This window comes from Motiliproteus sp. MSK22-1 (genome assembly GCF_001968815.1).
Classification (GTDB): domain Bacteria; phylum Pseudomonadota; class Gammaproteobacteria; order Pseudomonadales; family Balneatricaceae; genus Motiliproteus.
The window spans coordinates 197,578-219,756 of sequence record NZ_MIEQ01000049.1 but is presented as its reverse complement, the minus strand read 5'-3'; the positions used below and the strand labels follow the sequence as shown (position 1 = coordinate 219,756).

General features: G+C 47.2%; 20 protein-coding genes. 10 read left to right on the top strand and 10 right to left on the bottom strand.

What is annotated here, in order from left to right:
- On the top strand, nt 1-263 hold a 263-nt coding region (locus BGP75_RS27445), incomplete at its 5' end, for a hypothetical protein (RefSeq protein WP_233152945.1).
- Here BGP75_RS27445 and tyrS read toward each other — a convergent pair.
- Nucleotides 249-1,550: a tyrosine--tRNA ligase gene (gene tyrS, locus BGP75_RS15765; protein ID WP_076719785.1), complete on the bottom strand. Its 1,302-nt coding sequence runs from the start codon at nt 1,548-1,550 to the stop codon at nt 249-251. The genes BGP75_RS27445 and tyrS overlap by 15 nt on opposite strands.
- A 209-nt stretch (nt 1,551-1,759) precedes the next feature.
- Between tyrS and BGP75_RS15760 the strand changes: the two genes are divergently transcribed.
- Together BGP75_RS15760 and BGP75_RS15755 are read left to right on the top strand one after the other, a co-directional pair.
- Nucleotides 1,760-3,286: a peptidoglycan DD-metalloendopeptidase family protein gene (locus BGP75_RS15760; RefSeq protein ID WP_076719784.1), complete on the top strand. Its 1,527-nt coding sequence runs from the start codon at nt 1,760-1,762 to the stop codon at nt 3,284-3,286.
- A 25-nt stretch (nt 3,287-3,311) separates the two neighbouring features.
- Nucleotides 3,312-4,427 (top strand): anhydro-N-acetylmuramic acid kinase, encoded by a 1,116-nt coding sequence (locus tag BGP75_RS15755; RefSeq protein WP_076719783.1) that lies wholly within the window; start codon nt 3,312-3,314, stop codon nt 4,425-4,427.
- A gap of 19 nt (nt 4,428-4,446) precedes the next feature.
- Here BGP75_RS15755 and BGP75_RS15750 read toward each other — a convergent pair whose 3' ends face one another.
- The 3 genes from BGP75_RS15750 to argC form a co-directional block, all read right to left on the bottom strand.
- On the bottom strand, nt 4,447-5,046 hold the full coding sequence (locus BGP75_RS15750) for a peroxiredoxin (protein WP_083704853.1): 600 nt from the start codon (nt 5,044-5,046) through the stop codon (nt 4,447-4,449).
- 185 nt (nt 5,047-5,231) lie between these two features.
- On the bottom strand, nt 5,232-5,585 hold the full coding sequence (erpA, locus tag BGP75_RS15745) for an iron-sulfur cluster insertion protein ErpA (protein ID WP_076719782.1): 354 nt from the start codon (nt 5,583-5,585) through the stop codon (nt 5,232-5,234).
- 176 nt (nt 5,586-5,761) lie between these two features.
- Nucleotides 5,762-6,793, bottom strand: a complete 1,032-nt coding sequence (argC, locus tag BGP75_RS15740; RefSeq protein ID WP_076719781.1) for an N-acetyl-gamma-glutamyl-phosphate reductase — start codon at nt 6,791-6,793, stop codon at nt 5,762-5,764.
- Between the two features lie 325 nt (nt 6,794-7,118).
- Here argC and BGP75_RS15735 point away from each other — a divergent pair, with 325 nt between their 5' ends.
- The 3 genes from BGP75_RS15735 (at nt 7,119) to hemL (ending at nt 10,902) form a co-directional block, all read left to right on the top strand.
- Complete coding sequence (locus tag BGP75_RS15735) at nt 7,119-8,852, top strand: chloride channel protein (protein WP_233152944.1); 1,734 nt, start codon at nt 7,119-7,121, stop codon at nt 8,850-8,852.
- A gap of 7 nt (nt 8,853-8,859) precedes the next feature.
- Nucleotides 8,860-9,498 (top strand): thiamine phosphate synthase, encoded by a 639-nt coding sequence (gene thiE, locus BGP75_RS15730; protein WP_076719779.1) that lies wholly within the window; start codon nt 8,860-8,862, stop codon nt 9,496-9,498.
- A gap of 123 nt (nt 9,499-9,621) precedes the next feature.
- Nucleotides 9,622-10,902, top strand: a complete 1,281-nt coding sequence (hemL, locus tag BGP75_RS15725) for a glutamate-1-semialdehyde 2,1-aminomutase (protein ID WP_076719778.1) — start codon at nt 9,622-9,624, stop codon at nt 10,900-10,902.
- A 244-nt stretch (nt 10,903-11,146) separates the two neighbouring features.
- Here hemL and BGP75_RS15720 read toward each other — a convergent pair whose 3' ends face one another.
- From BGP75_RS15720 to BGP75_RS15710, 3 genes are all read right to left on the bottom strand, one after another.
- Nucleotides 11,147-11,734 (bottom strand): zf-TFIIB domain-containing protein, encoded by a 588-nt coding sequence (locus BGP75_RS15720; protein WP_255395941.1) that lies wholly within the window; start codon nt 11,732-11,734, stop codon nt 11,147-11,149.
- A gap of 125 nt (nt 11,735-11,859) precedes the next feature.
- Nucleotides 11,860-12,882: an SPFH domain-containing protein gene (locus BGP75_RS15715; RefSeq protein WP_076719776.1), complete on the bottom strand. Its 1,023-nt coding sequence runs from the start codon at nt 12,880-12,882 to the stop codon at nt 11,860-11,862.
- A 223-nt stretch (nt 12,883-13,105) separates the two neighbouring features.
- Nucleotides 13,106-13,978, bottom strand: coding sequence for a LysR family transcriptional regulator (locus BGP75_RS15710; protein WP_076719775.1), 873 nt, complete (start codon nt 13,976-13,978; stop codon nt 13,106-13,108).
- Nucleotides 13,979-14,080: 102 nt separating this feature from the next.
- Here BGP75_RS15710 and BGP75_RS15705 point away from each other — a divergent pair, with 102 nt between their 5' ends.
- Complete coding sequence (locus BGP75_RS15705) at nt 14,081-14,806, top strand: sulfite exporter TauE/SafE family protein (protein ID WP_076719774.1); 726 nt, start codon at nt 14,081-14,083, stop codon at nt 14,804-14,806.
- A 230-nt stretch (nt 14,807-15,036) separates the two neighbouring features.
- Nucleotides 15,037-15,948 (top strand): DMT family transporter, encoded by a 912-nt coding sequence (locus BGP75_RS15700; protein ID WP_076719773.1) that lies wholly within the window; start codon nt 15,037-15,039, stop codon nt 15,946-15,948.
- 11 nt (nt 15,949-15,959) lie between these two features.
- Here the strand turns inward: BGP75_RS15700 and BGP75_RS15695 are convergent, their stop codons facing one another.
- The 3 genes from BGP75_RS15695 to mrcB form a co-directional block, all read right to left on the bottom strand.
- Nucleotides 15,960-16,505 (bottom strand): hypothetical protein, encoded by a 546-nt coding sequence (locus BGP75_RS15695; RefSeq protein WP_076719772.1) that lies wholly within the window; start codon nt 16,503-16,505, stop codon nt 15,960-15,962.
- 82 nt (nt 16,506-16,587) lie between these two features.
- On the bottom strand, nt 16,588-17,166 hold the full coding sequence (locus BGP75_RS15690; protein WP_076719771.1) for a tetratricopeptide repeat protein: 579 nt from the start codon (nt 17,164-17,166) through the stop codon (nt 16,588-16,590).
- 99 nt (nt 17,167-17,265) lie between these two features.
- Nucleotides 17,266-19,605 carry a penicillin-binding protein 1B gene (gene mrcB, locus BGP75_RS15685; protein WP_076719770.1) on the bottom strand — a complete coding sequence of 780 codons (2,340 nt, stop codon included), beginning with the start codon at nt 19,603-19,605 and terminating at the stop codon, nt 17,266-17,268.
- A gap of 388 nt (nt 19,606-19,993) precedes the next feature.
- On the opposite strand from mrcB, the gene BGP75_RS15680 reads away from it, so the two are divergent.
- Together BGP75_RS15680 and deoC are read left to right on the top strand one after the other, a co-directional pair.
- Nucleotides 19,994-21,022, top strand: a complete 1,029-nt coding sequence (locus tag BGP75_RS15680; RefSeq protein ID WP_076719769.1) for a sugar-binding transcriptional regulator — start codon at nt 19,994-19,996, stop codon at nt 21,020-21,022.
- 93 nt (nt 21,023-21,115) lie between these two features.
- Nucleotides 21,116-22,171, top strand: coding sequence for a deoxyribose-phosphate aldolase (gene deoC / locus BGP75_RS15675; protein WP_083704858.1), 1,056 nt, complete (start codon nt 21,116-21,118; stop codon nt 22,169-22,171).
- The last annotated feature ends 8 nt before the right edge of the window (nt 22,172-22,179 follow it).

Sequence of the window (22,179 nt, the reverse complement as noted above, 5' to 3'; positions counted from 1 at the left end):
GCGCCAATCTCGAAGTCAACTGTTTATTTCAGCCGGTTGATTCAGTCATTCACCTCGGTGAGATCTTCAATCAACCGCTGCAAAACCTGATGCTGCTTGGGTTTTGCTGGACTTCTATTGCCGCCTTCAGCGACAACGTGGGGGCGTATTCTACAGACCTGAGCACTGTCGTCAACAACCTTTCGAAAATATTTTTCATCCACAAAAAAGGCGCCGATCAGCGCCTTTTCAAAAACAGCAAACATTCATTACAAAACAAATAGATGGTGTTTCTTTTTACCCAGTTTAACAAGAAAGAAACGCCCATACAGCGCTTTTGACGGCGAAAATACATCGCTAGCATTCATATTCTGATCCAGCCCTACAGGCTCTGCGTTCACAATGACAGCCTTATTCTTAAGAGCATCCTTAGCTTCACGACCTGCTTTAACGACACCGGCTTCAGTAAACAGGGTCGTCAATGGCTTTTCAGCAAGTTCAATAATATTGATCCGGCTTGATGGCAGACCATCTAAACACAGCTGCTGGTAGTCATCCTCACCCAACTCTGAAGAATCACCGCTAAACAATGCTTGAGTAATACGTTCCGCCGCCTGAAGACCCTCGTCCCCATGGACCAGCTTTGTTACTTCACGGGCCAACACAGCCTGCCCCTGGGGACGTCCCTGAGCGTCGGAGTCCTGACGTTCAATCGCTTCGATCTCGTCAATCGACAAGAAAGTGAAGTAGCGCAGGAATCGGTATACATCAGCATCAGCTGTATTCATCCAAAACTGATAGAAAGCATAAGGAGAGGTTTTCGTCGGATCCAACCAGATGGTGCCGGCTTCGGTTTTCCCAAATTTAGTGCCATCAGACTTGGTGATCAGCGGCAAAGTAAGACCAAATACCTGATTTCCATTCATCCGGCGAGTCAGTTCAGTTCCACCGGTAATATTTCCCCACTGGTCGCTACCACCAATCTGGAGCGAGCACTGATGGTTTTTATTCAGCATCTGAAAATCAAATGATTGAAGAATCATATAGGTGAACTCAGTGAATGAGATCCCCTCACCTTCTCTGTCAATACGCTGTTTAACCGACTCCTTGGCAATCATTTGATTGATCGAAAAGTGCTTGCCAACATCCCGTAAAAAGGACAGCACATCTATATCAGCAGTCCAATCCAGGTTATTGACCACTTCCGCCGAACTGGAACTACTATCAAAATCAATAAACTGGCTGACTTGATCTTTTATTTTGCTAACCCAACCATCGACTACATCAGGGGTGTTCAGCTTTCTTTCTTCTGCTTTAAAACTTGGATCTCCGATCAGACCGGTAGCACCACCGACCAATGCTAATGGCTTATGACCAGCCATCTGAAAACGCTTTAATGCTAACAAGGGGACCAAGCTGCCGATATGCAGACTGTCTGCTGTTGGATCAAAACCACAATAGAGCGTTCGCGGACCTTCTGACAAATGCTTATCCAGCTCACCATCACCGGTCATCTGTGCAATAAGACCACGGGCCTGAAGGTCTTTCAGAAGTGCGTTTTCGACTGTCATTTACTTGCTACCTATACTGTCTGCGGTTCTACCATGGAACCGTTGGCCCTAACACTGGTCACAGGCCTTCTAAGAACCGCGTATTCTAACCATTGACCCGAACATTCTCAAACAACCTGACATTATTTGGACACGGATCATTGGATGATCGCTAATGGATTTCCTATAATGGTCGAAAACAAAGATAGCAACGTCTAAAGGAAGGCCTTTTGAACCTACTCAACATCACCAAAAAATTCCCCAAGACGCATCTGGTAGCTGGCTCCCTCTGTCTTATCACTTTAGCTGCGATCCTGTCTTTTATTCCCAATGAAGAAGTAATCGCCGACAAAGAAAACACAGAAGCATCATCCAGTGAACAACAACCCGACACCCGTAAACAAATTGTACTGCGCACACCAACAGCTTCAGAGACAATAACGGAAGACACTCAATCATCGGTAGCACCCTCCACTCTGCACTCAGTTAAACCAGACTTAACCGAGTTAAAGACAATCAGCATAAGAGAAGACAGAACAAAGCAGGAAAATACAGAAACCTCTGCAATAGAAAAGCAAACAACCCCAGTGGAACAAATACCATCTCTTGATAACTCGACTGATGGCTCTGCACTTTCAGCCCTCGCTCCCAAGCCCGAAGAGAACTGGTTACGAATCAGGGTTCGATCCGGCGATAACCTCACCACGTTGTTTAAAAAAGCAGGCTTAGGTGCAAATCAGATGTATCCTCTTATTAACGGTATCAAGCCGGCTAAACCTTTCAATCGGCTGATGCCAGGACAACATCTCGAATTTCTAATGGAAGGAGGTGTGCTCAATAAAATCAAACATGAAGAATCTCCACTGTTAAGCACGTTAATTACCAAGACAGAAACAGGCTATAAGCTTGAAAAACTGGAGCGAACTCCGGAACAACGTCACGTATATAAGCAAGGAAATATCGAACAGTCCTTATTCCTGGCAGGACAGAAAGCAGGGTTAAGCCAAAAGAAAATCATGGAATTGGCCAGCATATTTGGCTGGGATGTCGACTTTGCCCTGGACATACGCAAGGGAGATAGCTTCAGTGTGATTTATGAAGAGCTAATCCTTGATGGTAAGGTTATTAAAGATGGAGCTATTGTAGCAGCCTCATTCACTAACCAAGGAAATTCATTCCAAGCTATCCGTTATACCGACAGCAAGGGAAATAGCAATTACTACACTCCCGATGGAAAGAGCATGCGTAAAGCGTTTTTGCGAACTCCTGTCGACTTTACTCGTATAAGCTCTCGCTTTAATCCCAACCGAAAACATCCTATTTTTAAAACCAGTCGCCCTCACCGTGGCGTTGACTACGCAGCCCCTCGTGGCACTCCAATCCGAAGCTCAGGTGATGGAAAGGTAGTCTTTGCAGGACGCAAAGGGGGCTACGGTAAAGCGGTTATTGTTCAGCATGGCCAAAAATACACCACTTTGTATGCTCATATGAATAAGATCAAACCGGGAATGAAAAGAGGCAAGCGGGTCAAACAGGGCCAAACTGTTGGCTACGTTGGCAGCACAGGTTATGCAACGGGTCCACACTTACATTATGAATTCCGTGTTAACGGTGTTCATAGAAATCCATTGACTGTACCTTTACCCCAGGCACGCCCGTTACCAAAGTCAGAGATGGAAAAATTCCGGCCACAGGCGAAAGAAATGCTGGTCCAGTTACAGACATTCGCACAAACACAACTGGCATCAAAGCAATAAAATAAGGTCGGGATTAGGGTAAATCATGGATTCAAATCTGTTCATCGGCTTAATGTCGGGCACCAGTCTGGACGGCATTGATGCGGTCGTGGTTGATCTGTCAAATAACTTTCCAAAGCTGGTATCTTCCCACCTGGAACCGTTTCCGACTCAGTTAAGATCAGAACTTACTGCCTTAACTCAACCGGGAAACAATGAAATAGACAGAATGGGCTGTACTGATATCCGTTTTGCAGAACTACAAGTACGAGCAATCCAGCAACTGCTGAAAAAAGCTCAGCTCGATCCTCAATCAATTAACGCTGTTGGCAGCCATGGACAGACTATACGCCATCGCCCTGAGGGGGATTACCCTTTCACACTGCAGATTGGCGACCCAAATACTATAGCGGAACAAACAGGTATACGTGTTGTAGCAGACTTTCGACGAAGGGACATGGCCGCCGGTGGCCAAGGAGCACCATTAGTACCGGCATTTCACGAATATTACCTGAAGAGCCAAGAGAGCAATCGTATCATTCTCAATATCGGTGGCATATCCAACGTAACCTTACTGGAAAAAGACATCAATAAAAGTACTTTAGGTTATGACACAGGTCCAGGAAATGTACTAATGGACGCTTGGATCGAACGCCATCAAAACCAAGGCTTTGATAAAAATGGAGAATGGGCATCCTGTGGCAATGTTGATCAACGCCTGCTGTCTTTAATGTTGAAAACCCAATATCTGAATTTGACACCACCCAAGAGCACCGGACGCGAGCTATTTCACATCGGCTGGCTTGACCATGTATTGCAATCACTAGCAACGCCTATCGCTGCTGCCGATGTTCAAGCAACCTTACTTGAATTCACTGCCACAACCATTGGCAACGCAATCCAAAGTCATCAACTGGAACCTCTGGAACTGTTTGTCTGCGGAGGTGGTGCTCGAAACCAAACTTTAATGAAACGTTTGACCCAGATACTAGACCCCACACCGGTTATTACAACAGATTCAGTAGGATTGCCCTGTGAATGGCTGGAAGCAATGGCTTTCGCCTGGCTTGCGAAAGCCTGTCTTGACGGCACCTGTAGCAATCTCCCTGCTGTTACAGGGGCTAACGGACATAGAGTTCTTGGCGGAATTTATCAAGCCTGACCAGTAGAGCCTGAGAGTGTTAAGAAAGCACTCCTTGCAAATATTCAATAAAACCATCCGCATTAATATGAAATTCATTGAAGACAACTTTTCCACTGGGATCAATGATAACAACCCAGGGAGTACCACCGGTTCGGTAATTTTTCATCGTCTGAGGAAAGTGATCTCCGTTTGGATCACCCGCATCATGCCCCATCAGAACAGGCAACTGATAGCGCAACTGCAGCTCTCTTAGACTGCTTTTCGAATTAATGGCAAAGCCTTCAAACACCGTTTGAACAGCCAGGATTGACACTCGGTCATCACTGCCAAAGGCTTGCTGAACCCGCTGTAAAGCCGGAAAACCATACTTGTGACATCCAGGACACCAGTTCTGGAAACATTTGAGGTATACCCATTTTCCTTCGGTGCTCTTTATATCAAACCGAGTCCGCTTGCCATCGCCATCGATCCAATAGTCCAGATTCAATGGAGGGGCCTGTTGCCCTTCAATTCCATGTCTTCCCGCAGCTGAAGCCTTGAGGGAGCCGGCCCAAAGAGCTCCGGCTATTGGTAACTGGGCAGCCAATAATTTGAGAAAGGCTCGACGATTCTGGGTTTGAAAAGGAGCGTAATTCACCTATTGATCCTCTCGAAGTTAATAACCAAGAGTACGAATAACAGGAAAACGTTACAGGTAAAGCAGAAAAAATATCGTGAGACTAAAAGCGGACAAACAGGTCGGCGAAAATAAAACCGGATACGATCCTAAAAACGGAATCGTATCCAGCAACTTAGTAGATTAAACTCAAAGCGAAAGCTAGCTTATATGGAGAAAGAGGATCCACAACCACAAGTCGTTGTAGCATTAGGGTTCTTGATCACAAACTGAGATCCCTGAAGGCCCTCTTTATAATCGACCTCAGCACCGGCCAGATACTGAAAACTCATAGGGTCAACTACCAGGGTAACACCGTCATTAACCACCTTGGTGTCGTCTTCGTTTTCATTTTCATCGAAAGAAAAACCATAGGAAAATCCAGAACATCCACCCCCGGTAACAAAAACCCGCAACCTCAGGTTGTCGTTCTCTTCTTCCTCGATAAGGTCTTTCACTTTTGCAGCCGCAGCATCGGTAAAAACCAATGCCTCCGCAACATATTCTTCAACCGCACTCATGAAACCTCCAACAGGTACCAGCAATTACTGAATACATTATGCCAGTACCCAAGCATTTTACTCAAGTATTTTACTTAAGAGCTACACCAAACTCGCTGCGACTAGTCTTCTTTACCAGATAATAACAACATCAGTTATGGACCAAACGGATATGGCTCTCAAGCAGATCCAACCTTTTAAGGCATCAGACCAACGATATTCAGCCCGGCTTTTTCATCCAGCCCAAACATGATGTTCATATTTTGAACAGCCTGGCCAGCAGCTCCTTTGACCAAATTATCGATCACCGAAAGTACCACGACAGTATCATCACCCTGTGGGCGATATACCGCAATTCTGCAGACGTTTCCGCCTTTCACTGAGCGGGTTTCCGGCAAACTTCCTTCTGGCATGACATCAACAAAAGGCTCATCCGCATAACGCTCTTCATAAATCTGCTGAAGATTATCCACTGGATCCTTAAGCACTCCATAAAGAGTTGCATGAATCCCTCTAATCATTGGGACCAGATGGGGAACAAACGTCAGCCCTACCGGGAATCCAACGGCTTCCGATAATCCCTGCTTTATTTCAGGCAGATGACGGTGACCGGAAACCCCATAAGCTTTAAAACTTTCACTGGCTTCACATAACAGCGAGCCCACATTGGCTCCTCTACCTGCACCACTCACCCCTGATTTACAGTCAGCAACCAATCTTCGCCTATTGATAAGCCCTTGCTCCAACAGAGGTAAAAAACCTAATTGAGCCGCAGTGGGGTAACATCCAGGATTCGCCACAAGCCGTGCATCACGGATCTGTTGTCGATAAACTTCCGGTAAGCCGTAAACAGCTTCTGCTGCGGCCTCTGACGCGGTGTGTTCCATATTGTAAAATTTGGACCAGGTCTGCAGGTCTTTAATTCGAAAGTCTGCCCCCAGGTCAATTACACGGACACCACGCTCCATCAGTTGAGGTGCCATATCCATCGCCACACCGTGAGGAGTCGCAAAGAAGACAAGGTCGCAGCTAGCCAGCTGCTCAAGATCTGGTACTGTGAATCGCAGATCTACATATCCTCGCAGATTAGGGTACATCTGAGCTACATGAACACCTTCTTCTGAACGTGAGGTTATAACTGCAACCTCTACGTCAGGATGCAGAGACAACAGTCTCAACAACTCCACACCGGTATACCCGGTACCACCAACAATACCTACCTTAATCACAATAACCTCTGACAATAAGCTGACTGTCGGAACGCGGTCCAAACAATCAATAAAAGCCCTTTAAGCTGTTACAACAATCTCAGACAACCTGAACCTTGCCAGTTTTAGAGATCATCGCCCAATAAAAAATCAGGGAACTTCCAAAAAAGTGCTTATAATAAGTCGCCGCAGGCAAAAGCGAAAGAAGGCTACGACGAATGGAACTCCTGATTGTACTCTTTCTTTAAAACATTAATGATAATTTCGTTGACTGAGCTTCTTTACTATGCGGATGGATTCACTCTCAATCACTCACTTCAGAAACAGACTGGCCCATGTGGAGGCAATGCCACAACTGGTTATACTTGGAATGCTCTGTGGCCTGTTTACCGGTTTGATAATCCTGGCATTTCGTTTTGTAATTAGCTGGCCACTGGAACAGCTGCTACCGGGTGGGGATGCTGAAAATTTCGAAGCTATATCCCAATTATGGAAGTTCTTTTTACCTATTGCCGGTAGCCTGATTATTGCAGTAATTTTAATCTCAGTATCCTATGAACACTCCCGAGTCGGTGTTCCCCATGTGCTCGAACGTTTAGGTTACCACCAAGGACAGTTACCGCTGCCTAACGTAATCGTTCAGTTTATCACTGGCGCACTTGCAATTCTCTTTGGTCATTCCGCAGGGCGGGAAGGACCCGCCGTCCACCTTGGAGCGGCCAGCGGCAGCCTATTGGGTCAATGGTTGAAGCTACCAAACAATAGTACTCGAATGTTAGTGGGATGCGGCACGGCAGCAGCAATATCTGCATCTTTCAATACGCCAATCGCCGGTGTGATTTTCGCCATGGAAGTTGTGATGATGGAGTATTCAGTGATTGGGTTTATCCCCGTCACCATAGCTTCAGCAACTTCAGCACTTATAATGCAATTAGTCCTGGGTAGTGAAACCGCCTTTGTAGTTCCAGCATTTCAGCTAGCATCACTGACTGAAATCCCTTTTGTAGTATTTTTAGGGTTTGTTATCGGCCTGCTCTCACTGCTGTTTAATCACACGGTCCTGCTGACAGTAAAGAACGTTCGCATTCCACTCTTTGTCAGACTTATTTTAGCCGGTCTGTTCACTGGCACAGCAGCGCTGTTCTACCCCCAGATCATGGGTCTTGGCTACGACTCCGTGACTCAAATACTTCACGGAGACCTGGGGCTGCAACTGCTACTGGGGCTCACTCTGGTAAAGCTGATGATAACAGCAGTATCTATTGGCCTCGGGGTTCCAATGGGATTAATCGGGCCTACATTCTTTATTGGTGCAGCAGCTGGTGCAACCCTTGGCTATCTAGGCGGTTATGCGGTCGATATCCCCGTATCTGAGATTGGTTTTTATGCCATGCTGGGAATGGGGGCGATGATGGGCGCAGTACTGCAAGCCCCGCTGGCAGCACTAATGGCTGTTATAGAGCTGACCCACAACTCCAATGTAATCTTCCCTGCAATGGCAGCAACGGTTACTGCCAGTCTTGTCTGTAGACAGTTCTTTCCGGCAGGCTCAGTGTTCCAGGCAATCCTTGTGGCCAGAGGCCTCGACTGGCGAAGAGCGCCCTTGGATTCAGTTCTTGAACGCGCCAGCGTCACCAGCCGAATGCGAAACAACTTTGTGCAACGGCCCAGAATGCTCTCTGTTAAAGATGCCCAAGCCGCATTAACTGCAGAAACTGAGTGGCTGTTAGTTTACGATGAAAGCAGCGATGAGAATGAACAGCCTTGCAAACTGCTATCAGCAGCAGATTTGCAGCTTTATCTGGATCAACCCCAGGAATCAGACACGGTTGACCTGCTGGAAATACCCGGCCTGCGAAAAGACCTCATTCCTATTCATTCAACAGCGACACTGAAAGAAGCGCTACGGGCGCTGGATCAACACAATGTAGATGTCCTGTATATTGTCAGCAATAGAAAAATCGCCGCTAATAGTAATCCATCTGTTAGTCTTATATCCGCAACTAATCGGACGACCCTCCGAGGCATCCTGTTAAGAGATGATATCATCCGATTTTTTACTGACCGACAAGAGCTGTAAGCTGACAATGACCACTACATGCAAATCCCCACTGGCAGGCCTCTACGGGATAACCGACGCACAGCTGATGCCAGAAGACGTTCTTTTCCACAAAGTGGAGCAGGCCCTGCAGGGAGGCGCCACCCTCATACAATATAGAGACAAAAGCAAGGATTCGATAAAACGGCTATCCCAAGCCAGGCGATTGGTCCAGATCTGTCGTCAATACAACAGGCCATTGCTGATAAATGATGACATAGACCTGGCCATTGAGGCTTCAGCATCCGGAGTCCATTTGGGCCAGCAGGACGGCAGTGTAGAAGAGGCCCGCCGCGAACTCGGAACAGACTCAATTATCGGCGTCACCTGTCACAATTCACTGGACTTATCACTACAGGCTCAAGATGAAGGTGCAAATTATGTGGCCTTCGGTGCGTTTTTCCCTTCCAGTACGAAGCCCAACGCTAAGCCAGCATCCATCGAGCTGTTACATGACGCCCGTCAACAGTTACAGATTCCTATAGTAGCTATAGGTGGAATTAGGGTAGATAATGCCGACCAACTGATTAAAGCGGGTGCCCACATGCTTGCTGTAGTTCACAGTCTATTCGCGGCAGACAACGTAAAAGCGCGAGCCCAACAATATACCCACATATTCAGCCAATAACGATAAAAGCTGAGCATAACTCATATAGAGACCAACAAAAGTAATAGTCAGAAGCCGTATTTACAAAAAATACGTGGATAAATACGGCTACTGGCTATTAAGTAGAAAACGAAGGACAGCTTAATGACCCAATCTGAAAAACTGTTTGACCAGGCCAAAACTGTTATTCCCGGCGGCGTAAATTCCCCTGTCAGAGCTTTTAAGGCGGTGGGTGGGACTCCGATATTTATCGAGCGGGCAGAAGGTCCTTATATCTTTGACGCCGATGACAAACGTTACGTTGACTACGTGCTGTCCTGGGGACCAATGCTTCTAGGCCATGCTCACCCAAGCATCACCGAAGCGGTGATGGAGAAAATGAAAAAGGGCCTGAGCTTTGGTGCTCCCACGGAAATAGAAACCCAGCTTGCAACCAAAATCTGTGATCTGCTTCCTCATATAGACATGATTCGAATGGTTAGCTCCGGAACAGAAGCAACCATGAGTGCAATCCGCCTGGCCAGAGGCTATACGCGACGAGATAAGATCGTTAAATTTGAAGGCTGTTATCATGGCCACTCCGACTCTCTACTGATCAAGGCAGGTTCCGGAGCATTAACTTTCGGTGTTCCCAGCTCGCCAGGTGTACCGGCTGGGCTGGCTGAGCACACGATAACCCTCACTTATAATGATATTGAAGGGGTTAAAAAGGCCTTTGCGGAAATCGGCGATACGGTCGCTTGTATCATTGTTGAACCGGTAGCTGGTAATATGAATTGCGTTCCACCGGTTCCAGGCTTTTTGGAAACACTGAGAGAGGTCTGTGATCAAAGTGGCAGTCTGTTGATCATTGATGAGGTAATGACGGGGTTTCGCTTGGGGTTGCAGGGTGCTCAGGGCCACTACGGTGTCAAGGCTGATCTGACTACTCTGGGTAAAGTCATTGGCGGAGGTATGCCAGTCGGCGCCTTCGGCGGTCGCAAAGAGATTATGGAACATATAGCCCCGCTGGGGCCGGTCTATCAGGCAGGAACCCTGTCTGGAAATCCAGTAGCGATGGCAGCCGGATTAGCGATGCTGGAACAAATCAGTCGACCGGGATTCTACCAGCCATTATTTTCCAAAACTGAGCAGCTTGTAACAGGCTTGCGAAAAATCGCAGAGAAAGCTGGTATTCCATTCACTACCAATCACGTGGGCACCATGTTTGGAGGTTTTTTCACGGAAGAGCCCAAGATTACCAACTATCAGCAAGTCATGGCCTGCGATAATGAACGCTTTAATCGCTTCTTTCATGGCATGCTGAATGCTGGTGTCTACCTGGCACCCGCCAGTTATGAAGCGGGTTTCCTGTCAGCAGCCCATACCGATGCAGATATCCAATACACATTGGATGCAGCCGAAAAGGTTTTCGCCACCCTTTAGTTGATAATATTTAGGTTGATATTCTTTAAGTTGATAGTTGTCAGATATTAAGTCGACTATTGCTACATGGAAATAGCTGCTTCAAATCCTTACTGGTCCTGAAGCAGCTTTCTTTCGGTACAAGCGCTAAGCTGAACCCGAATTACTGAATAGCTCAGCTGCACTCAGGTAGCGAGTTCTGTTTCAGCTAGTCTCTGCTTTATCCAGATAGCAACCGCTTTCAAGCCAACGGTTGCCGGTTAAACTATCGAAAAAATGTGTTCACCAGGGAGGAAAGAGCATCACCGACAATATCTTCCAAATCAGGTAAGCCGCTGCTCGATTCATACCTTGAGCCTGATCGCAACGATGAACCTGATGACAGTCTACTCATATCGGCAGTATTTGTTTTACGTTGCTCGGCTGCTAGCTTTTCTCGAGTCCGCTTATCATCAGCCATCTGTCCACCCGCTTTCTTCCATTCAAGCAAATGAATCAGCTCACCGCTATCAAGCCAGACCCCGTGATCCATACAGCGATCCACCACAACACCACTTCTGTATCCGAATGCCCGCCTTAGCATAAAGTTTTGGCACACCGGACACTTTCTGTATTTGATCTCCTTACCACTTTCATAGCGATCTTCTGAAACATTAGTAATCAGCTGATTATTGATATGATTATCATGAGAGACGCCGTGATCAAGCACATCCTCTATCTCACCGGAATCAAAAAATAGCCCATAGCAGGAGACACAACGCTCGATATAGAATTTACCGTCGATTTTTAAATCGATAGTCTGCATTGATTTTTCACAATTGGGACAGAGCCGGTCAGAATCAGGCTGAACCATATGAAAACTGAGACGCCCATGCAGATCTACATCATTTCGGACGCCACAATACTGACAATTTTGGTTATTGGCTCTCATCGGAGCGGAGCAATGTCGACACTTTGCCACTGACAACCTCTACAATTTCACAACTCTTCCAATAGTTGGCTCTTTTTAGCAGCATATTCTTCTTCGGTAATCAGTTGCTTTTCAAACAACGTCTTAAGTTTGGCCAACTTACCTAGAATATCATCTTCAGATGTATTCGACGGCGCCCTGTTCTCTGACACAGTTTCTGACATTGACTGAGCCATCTGCTGCCCCAAACCAATACCTGCACCGATACCCACCCCAGCACCTGCTGCACCACTCTCATTGGCTGCGGCTTCACGCAATGCCTCGAGTCGTTGAAGCTCAGCAAAATTCACTCCGGCTTTTTCAGCAGCAAAAGCCTCTGCGGTCACATCAGCGATTCGATTGACGCGCTTAAGAGTCTCATCATCAAAATCAGTGCCCTCTATACGAAAATCAGTAATGCGAAAACCAAGTTTATCAAAGTCGGCTTGTAGTACTTCCGCCATCCCCTGCGCCACTTCTTCACGATTGGCGTCAATCTCGACATAGCTGAACTTGCTCTCAGCCAAATAGTCACTCAAAGGATGAATTATTCGTTTTGACATCACTTCACGCAGATCCTGAACGCCAAAAGAATCACGACTTCCCATCACATTAACAAAAAAACTACGAGGGTTTGCCAGCTGATAACTATAATTTCCGTAGGCTTTAAGTCCCACCGGAAAATCATATTTTGGGTCCTGATATTTAATGACGGAACTGGTACCCCATTTTTGATCGAGAATCTTGGTTTTCTTGAAAAAGTAGATCCCCACTTTGTGCTCACTCTCGAAGAACTGCATGAATTTGCTCAACGTGGTGATAAAAGGAATGTTTGCTGTTTTTATAGGATAAATCCCTTCTTTATGCAGCATTCCCTTAACTTTACCGCGATATACGAAGATGCAGCCTTGCCCTGGGCCAACAACAACCTTGGAAGCATTTTTTATTTCATCGCCATTGTCGCTCCATTGATAGAACAACAATTCATTGTCATCAGTATCCCACTGAATAACCGACCGTAACTGCCGCTTTAGTCCATCAATTATGCCCATAGCCTTAACACCTCTTAAATGTTGGGAATCTGCACTCCAGGCATGAGCTTCTCATCACAAACCTAGACAGTGGACAACAATATGTTTAAACAACTTCTCTGTATTGATAACTGCCGGTATACCATAAATATCATGCTGCTTTATAGTCATTGCCGTTGATAACCATCAGAAATGACATATGAAGCTGATTCCAGTCATTTTATTCTCATAACGCCAGCTACCATTATAATCCAGCCAAGGCTTTCCAACATTCACTGGCCAATTCACTCAGAGGTTGATGGCGCAACCGTATTAAGTAAACAGGCTCTCGACTGTCACAATTAAAGTTCTCTATGCTTAGAGGGACCAGTTTTCCTGCCTTTAATTCTGACTCAATCATATGCTCAGGCATACGCGCCCACCCCATGCCTGCCAGCATCAAGGTTTTTTTCATTTGATAATCATTCACATACCAACGTCGTCCTCCAGGTATCACATTGACATGATCCAATGGCGACGAACCACTATCAGAAATCAGTATATGAGGATAAGAGCGGATGCTCTGTTGACTGATCTCTTTCCCGGAAGGTTGATCTAAATACCCAGGGGCAGCGACCGTAACCATCGAAACCTTGGCTATCTCAGTAAACTCATAGCGGCCATCCAAACCATGATGGGGTCCAATTGCCAGATCTGCATTCTCGATTCGCAATTGTTCTAAAACACCAGACAAATGCTCGGTCGTTATATTAAGCCTCATTTTCGGGTATTGATCACAGAAACGCTTTAAAGCCTTCAGTCCTGGAGGGATAGCACACATGGCGCTTAATGATATAGACAATGTAGGCGCAGCCCCTTGAGCCAGCTGATGTCCCAGCAATTCCAGTTGTTGAGCTTGTGCCAGCAGATGCTTTGCCTGCTGGTAGAAAGCCTTGCCTTCAGTGGTCAACGTCGGTCGATAACTCTCCCGACTCAGCAGCAAGAAATCAAACTGCTGCTCCAGGGTTCTTACTGCAGCACTTACTGTCGACTGGGTTTTAAACATATGCTCAGCGGCCGCCCTGAAGCTTCCATGCTCTACCACGGCAACAAAGGACCGCAATTGATCATTAGTCATGATAGTTTTTTCCGATCATTTTAAGCAAAAGATGTCGTTATCTTGAACTCATTTTTTTAACTATGCTAGCGCAGCCATTCAAAACACCCCAGGAGTTAAACTTTGGACATAACGCTATTAAGCCTTCTGACCGCTGGCCTCATAACTGGATTCTCCAAGTTTTCTGTTGGGGGAATGGGGTTATTGATACTGCCCGTCCTAATGATTGCATTCCCAGGTACACAAGCACTGGGGATACTTATCCCGATTTATATAATCACCGATTTAATGGCAATAGCCATGTACCGTAAAGATATCGCATGGCCGGTATTGGCTCGCCTTCTGCCAGTAGGCTTCGTGGGTGTTGCACTAGGAGGCTGGCTACTCTCTGAGATCAATACAGAGATGTTCACCATGATGCTGGGCATTACTATCGTTTTGATCGTTGTTCTTGGAGTATGGCTGGACCACAAACCGGCCAAATTTATGCGCCACCCCACTTCAGCCTATATAACCGGTTTATGCGCTGGCTTTGTCAGCCTTATTGCCAATGCAGCAGGTCCGTTATTCAGTCTTTTTATGATGGAACAACGGCTTTCCAAAGAAGCCTACGTGAGCACCCGAGCCTGGGGGTTTTTAATCATCAATCTTGCTAAAGTTCCAGTACTTTGGTTTCTCGGACTAGTAAACTGGCAGACGACCTTAGTGAGCTTGCAGTGTCTACCCGGACTCATCGTCGGAGCAGCCATCGGTTACCAACTTCTACGCCATCTTAAGCTAAACCAGTTTAAGTGGCTGATTCGATTGATGGCCACTATTGCTGCGATAAAGTTATTCGCTTTTAGCTAAGCAGCCCAACTGTGCAACCCTGATTCCCTGCCGTCTGTTTCTTAGCTATAGACAGATAGCTACTGATAAATATAAATCAGTCGCTGTAAATTGATTGAATCTGCTCGCGCTTGCAGACTCCAGAGTGCCAACGTGTCGGTACTGCCGCTGAAACCGCAAAAAGAATAGATAGATGCAGTGCGTTCTCTGAAACAACTGGATATGATGATCGTTTTTTTGGAAAAGATTTGATGTCGTTCCAACTTGTTAACTGGATTTTGCTGTTCTGTCTGATATTTCTTTGGGGAACTTCATTTCTTGTAATAGCCTTTGCGGTGGACAGTATAAGCCCTGTAGGCATCGTGGCTTTGCGTGTGCTACTCGGCGCAGCTGTGCTGGTAGCCGCATTATTTGTTAAAAAATTAACCTTACCCACCGACAAACGGGCCTGGTTTGCTTTTTTCCTGATGGGCTTGATTGGGAATCTACTTCCTTTCTTCCTGATTGCCTGGGGTCAAAAATCCATTACCTCAGGGATGGCAGGGGTCATTATGGCCATTATGCCTCTGGCAACAATGGTATTAGCTCACTACTTTGTTGCGGGAGAGAATTTAAATCGCTTTAAGATACTGGGATTTGCCGTCGGGATCAGCGGTATCGTATTGCTGTTAGGACCAGTACTGGGAGGCCAACGCCATGAGATACTGGGTGCACTATCGGTGCTAATAGCAGCCTGCTGCTATGCCCTGAATACTGTGTTGGCGAGGTTACTGCCAAGCTTTACCCCTTTGGTGGCAGGAGCAGGAGTCCTTATAGCAGGCTCTATTATGTCGCTACCTATCTGGGCTTTTCAAAGCGGTATCCTAACCTCAGTACTCAACTCAGAATCAACTGCGGCTTATTTTTCCTTATCAAACTTCAGCACCAGCTCGTTAATTGCGGTCATCTGGCTGGGTATTGGGCCAACAGGTATCGCCACCATTATTTATTTTCAGGTTATTCAACGGGCCGGACCAACCTTTCTATCGACCATCAACTATCTTATTCCGGCGGTGGCATTTTTCTCCGGAGCCCTTTTTCTGAATGAACCTGTGACAAGCCAGAGCCTGCTGGCACTGGGAATTGTTCTGGCCGGGATTGCGTTAACCCGCTATCGCCTCTGACTGCCGACGACTTAACTACCATCCAAATCTGCTACCGGAAACTGCTTGGCAAAAGCCTGTAGTTCGTCAGCTCCAGCATTACGGGATTTAAACATCAACATCCGCCCATCATTGAGTTTGACACTTAATTCACCTTTGGGGGTCATCACACCTCGATGTTTTCCCAGCCTTACCCGCTTGCCACCTTGCATCATCCCAATTTGCGCCATCGCTGCCGCCATGGCACCACTTCCTCCAGTCAGGGTCATGTCAATCTTCATATTATCGCGAGTGTAACTAGTCTCCGTGATAAACATACCCATACCTTTGTTCTGCCGAACTTCGCCACGCTTCCAATCCCCAATCGTTTTACTGAACAGCTCTTTCTCCAAGGCCTGCAGCTCCTGCTCCAGCCCTTCTACACACCACCGAGCCTCTTCAAGTGCCTCTTTATTCTGCCCCTGCTTGGCCAGCTCCGCAGCAGATTCACAATATTCCACGGTGTTATCATCAGCCTGAGCCTGGAGAGCAAAGCTAAAACCGACTGCAACCAATAAATACATCCAACTGTTATTCATCTGTGCACACTCCTGTTCCTGAAGGACTGCCAGAAGCGGTAGTCCTTATGGTTATTAGGCTAGCAGAGATTTAACAGTTGAGTTACCGCTTGATTTGCTTAAGCAGTGTATTAAAAGCACGCTGCATTTGTTTATTACCGGATGAAAGGCTCAGGCCCTTACGTGCCAACTGCTCTGCTCGCTGATAATCTTTCATATCCAGCCGTAACCGACTGAGTTGTAAATAGACAGCGGGGTCTCTGGGAGCAATCCGCTGAGCCCGCTCTAACGATGAAAGAGCACGTTGATTGTTACCGGCCTGTTGTTGAGATTCTGCCTGTTCAAGCAGGGCCAACAGCGCACCACTGGGTGGTTTCGATTGAACCGTCATCACCGGCGCTTCAATATTAATAGGTTGCGGGATTGCTTCGGATCCCTCTGAGGGTTGCCCGCTGATTGAAGAAGAATCAGCCGGATAGGACCGTGCTGTAGACTCGTTTCCAGTAGCATTTCCCGTCTCCAGAGTCCCTGTCTGAGAAGGAATAAGGACCTGAGATGACGACCGGCCAGGAGACTGCCCTGAACGGTCTTCAACCCCAACCAGATTCGGATCATGAGTAGCGCAACTGGCAAGGATCACAGGTAGGAAAATGGACAATACTGCTTTTTGGGCCCTAGTCATTAAATTTCTAATCTCTACTTACAAATAATTACTGATAAGCACTAACCATCAGCAGTTCCGGTTAACTACTGAAAGCAGCGACTAGTTAACGATTAAACGTTAACTACTAAATAAACGAGTGAACCAGTTAACAGCCTTTCTGACTTTAGACGATTCCGGACATCCACGCTTTTGTTCGGGTACAGAGCCATCGACAAACGGTATTAATCGGGCTCCCGGACAAACTTCATCCGTCAACCAACCGGTACGATCATCAACCCAATGATAACTCACCGCTTCCGGCATGACAGCCTGGTAGGACTGAGGGCGCAATCGAGTCATCAATTCTGACCAAACCTGGAGAGAACCACTGCTACCGGTCAGAGGTGTCGGTTTGTTGTCATCCCTGCCAAGCCAGCTGATGGCCAGGTAGTCTCCAGTAAACCCGGCAAACCAACTATCCCGTTGATCATTGGTGGTTCCGGTCTTTCCTGCCAGATTTAAAGATGCCGGAAAGCGCTTATAGACGGATTTAGCAGTGCCTTCTCGTACAGTTTCCTGAAGCGCATATTGCAGTAAATGCATAATGGCAGGATCAAATTTTTGTTCCAGTTCAAAAGGATAACTTGATAGAACCTTCCCGTCCGCTGTAAGCACAGATCGAATAGACCTTAAGGGTGTTTCAAAACCGTTGGAAGCTACCGTCTGGTAAAGTTGCATCACTTCCAAAGGACTCAGGCTCAAGGAGCCCAACAGAGTTGCAGGATAAGGGGAAATATCCCTTCGCACTCCCAATCGCTGCAAAGTATCAATCACTTTATCCATTCCCATGTCGATACCAAGGCGAGCGGTTGCGAGATTATAGGACCGGGCCAACGCCTGGTGAAGTGGGACAGTACCATGGCTTTTTTTGTCAAAGTTCCTCGGCTCCCACGTTGTTCCATTCGGGTTATCTATCCGCAGTGGTGTATCAGGGATTTGCGATACCAGGGTATATTGCCGACTCTGTTCTAATGCAGCCAGAAAGACCGCAGGCTTAACAAGCGAACCGATGGGCCTGATAGCATCCAAAGCCCGGTTAAACCCTTGAAAACGGGCATTACGCCCGCCAACTACAGCAACTACATCACCGGTCTGGCTATTTCCAACAACAACGGCTCCCTCAATATCTTTGAGCTTGTTGCCATGTCGTTTAGCCAATTGCCCTGTTACTTTGGCCAGACTGGCCTCTGCTTTCAGCTGTACGATAGGATCCAGATTAGTAAATACCTGCAACCCCTCAGAGGCCAGATCTTCCTGACGATAATCCCGACGAAGCTGTCGTTTGACCAGATCCAAATATGCGGGAAATGCCCCCTTAACCAGAGTCTTATTTGAGACTAATCCCAATGGACGCTTTTTGGCTTTATCAGCTAAATCATCACTGATGTATTGCTGTTGGCGAAGTAAATCAATAACCAGATTTCTGCGTTTTAATGCCCGCTCCGGGTGTCGCCTCGGATCATAATAAGAGGGCCCCTTCACCAAAGCAGCCAACAGGCTGTGCTGATCCAAAGACAGGCTATCCAAGGGTCGACCAAAATAATACTGGCTGGCTAACCCAAAACCGTGAACAGCACGAGCACCGGCCTGACCGAGATAAACCTCATTCAAGTATGCCTGTAAAATCTCATCCTTACTGTAATGAAGCTCCAACAACATCGCCATCGGAGCTTCAATCAGTTTGCGCCAGAGCGTACGTTCGCTGGTCAGAAAGAAGTTCTTCACCAGCTGCTGGGTCAGCGTACTCCCTCCCTGTACCATCCTGCCGGCAGCAATATTGCTCCACATTGCTCGGGCAATCCCTCTTAAGGAGATGCCATAGTGTTCGTAAAAACTTCGATCTTCGACACTGACCAGTGCTTGGATCAGTGCCTTTGGAACCTGCTCCAGTTTAACCAAATCCCGGTCTTCATTATCAGCAGGGTAGATCCCTCCTATCAGCACCGGTTCCAGTCGCGCAACAGGCAGAGCACGTCCTTGCTTATCAGCCAGTGAGTGAAGCCCGCCTGTATTGAAGCTAAGATTAATCGTGCGAGAAGGTTCCTGCCCATCGGCAAACCCAAATCCCCGTGTGCGAATCCGCATCCGATTACCATTAACTGACACCTGCCCTGGTCGAGAGACGTTTTTGACGGCCTGGTAGCCAAGACTTTTTAATTCCAGACGCAAGTCTTCCGCTTTTAGAGCTTGCCCTGCGTAGAGTTCCAAGGGACGGGCGTAAACTTTGGCGGGTAATGCCCAGCGCTTACCCTCAAACTTGGCTCGAATGGTTGCATCCAGGTAAATCAGCCCTATTCCACCGACTACAAAGCCTACAAGAGAGAGCTTAAACAAGAAGGTCAAAAACCGGGACGAGCGGGATCGAGCGGGTTTATTTTGCTTTTTTCTGCCACGGGCAGCGGGTGTCTTTTTAGCCATGGCGGCAGTATAACCCGGTAAAAACTACCGTCCAGTTTTCAACGACAATCTGTTATCAAAATCCATTATCTTTCCATTATTCGACCAAAGCCATGCTCTCAACAACTCAGGGATCTGTTGTTCAGATAAAAAAACACCTTTTTATCCTGATACAGCAGTTGATTGAACTCATCTGTAACACCCTAAAATATTGATTTTTTTTCCACTCACTGAATAATATTTCACAAAAACCACTGTTTTTGTGAATTCATTTCTATTGACCTTTACAGATCAGACTGGTAAAAATTGAAAAATAATTCACTGGGTGCGATTTTTTTCAATACTCTGTAACAAATCGAAACTCAGTGCTAACCAATAAAAATCCAACTAGAGACAGATGATCAACGCTATGGCGACTAAACCCCCCCTTAGCCAGGAACAACTTGATCTGGCCACCCGAGCAGCTTGGCTCTCTTATATAGGCGGCTACACTCAAGGAGAGGTGGCAAAGCGCTTACAGGTTTCTTCAGCCAAAGCCCACCGTTTGATTGCACTGGCTCAACAGCACAATCTGGTAAAGGTTTTCATAGAAGGAGAACCGGCCAAATGTGTTGCTTTAGAAGAGGCAATAATCCAACAGTTCGGGCTCAGCTCCTGTGTGGTGGCACCGGCTGTTTACAATGATTCTGACCGCTCCCCTCTGGCAAAGTTTTCTGCTGTTGGCGCCGCTGGAGCCCGCTTTCTTCATGCAACCCTGCAGAATAAAAAGCCTACTCTTATTGGGGTTGGTAAAGGCCGTTCACTGTCTGCAGTGGTGGAGAGAATGCCTACAATGTCGATGCCCGAGCTGAAATTTGTATCAGTATCCGGCAGCCTCACCCGCAAACTTTCAACGAACCCCTTTGATGTCATACACCGCCTTGTAGAACGGACAAGCGGTGAAGGTTTTCTGCTTCCCGTTCCCTACATCGCAACCAATGAGCAAGAGAAAGAAATGCTGATGTCTCAGCCAACAGTCAAAGAAATGCTGGATGTGGCCAGAAAATCCGAACTCTTTGTCATTGGTATTGGCAGCCTGGAAGCTGATGCCCACATATGCCGCGTACGTATGATCGATGATGATGAGTGGCATGCACTGAACCACAATGGCGCCGCCAGCGATGTTATGGGCCAGTTTATCGACATTGATGGCCAGCAGGTTGTCAGTGAAGTCAATCGTCGAGGTGTCGGCCTCGGAATCGAGGATATTCGAGGTCGTCAGGTTGTCGCCATCGCCGGTGGTGACGACAAAGGTAAAGCCACACTCGCAGCCTTACGTACCGGAGTTATTACAGACTTGGTGATGGGTGAGACTTCAGCAGAAGAGCTGGTCGCCCTGATGAATGCAGCAAATAAAACCAGGCATGAGCAATCACAGGTTTTGAGCACAAACAGCTGAGGATACTCACTATCGACCTGTCCTGTGTCAATGACCTGCTTAATGCCAACAACCTACTCACCGTCTTTGCTTGCGGTGACAAAAGGCTTTTTTATGAACACTACGAGTAACCTATCCACGCTGGATCTGCCGGAGGTGGCTAAAACAAACAGCGCTTCCACGCATCGTTCAGCCAGTCTTCCAAAAACAGGAGATAATGAAGAAGCACGTAACCCGGGTACCGACTTAAATCTAGATACTATAGAAGCCATTCGGGTTAATCGCAGTGCAGTAGAACGACGCTGTGCCTCATTGGGTGCACGCCGCAGTGTAAAAAAAGACTACCAGGTTGCCTGGTTATTAAAAGCCATCAGTTTCATCGATCTCACCACCCTGTCGGGCGACGATACTCCCAGCAGGGTTCGCCGACTGTGTCAGAAGGCTCGAAAGCCCATTCGCGACGATATAGTTGCAGCACTGGGAATCGAAGCATTAAAACTGACTACTGCAGCTGTCTGTGTTTATCACGAAATGTTAGCTCCCGCCAGTAAAGCCCTGGAGGGCAGCAACCTGGGATTGGCTGCGGTTTCTACGGGTTTTCCTGCAGGGCTGATTCCATTTGAGTTACGTATCAAGGAAATCGAAGCCTCAGTTGCCGCCGGAGCAACCGAAATAGATATCGTCATTTCCAGGCGCTATGTTCTTTCCGGGGACTGGCAGGCGCTGTACAACGAGGTAAAAGCCTATCGAGAAGCCTGCGGTCCTGCCCATATGAAAACCATATTGGCCACAGGAGAACTGGGAACACTGAGAAACATCGCCAAAGCGTCTCAGGTTTGCATGATGGCCGGTGCCGATTTTATTAAAACATCGACTGGTAAAGAACCCGTTAACGCCACGCTGCCAGTGAGTCTGGTTATGCTGCGAATGATCCGGGATTACCACCAGCTTACAGGGTACAAGGTTGGCTTCAAGCCTGCCGGTGGCATCAGTGTAGCTAAGGACGCACTGGTTTATCTATCGCTGATCAAAGAGGAACTGGGCAATGACTGGTTATGTCCAGAGTTATTTCGCTTTGGGGCTTCAAGCCTTCTAGGCGATATCGAACGCCAATTGGAACACGCCGTTAGCGGTCGCTACTCCGCCGGTTTCCGTCATCCTATCTGCTGAGCAAACAG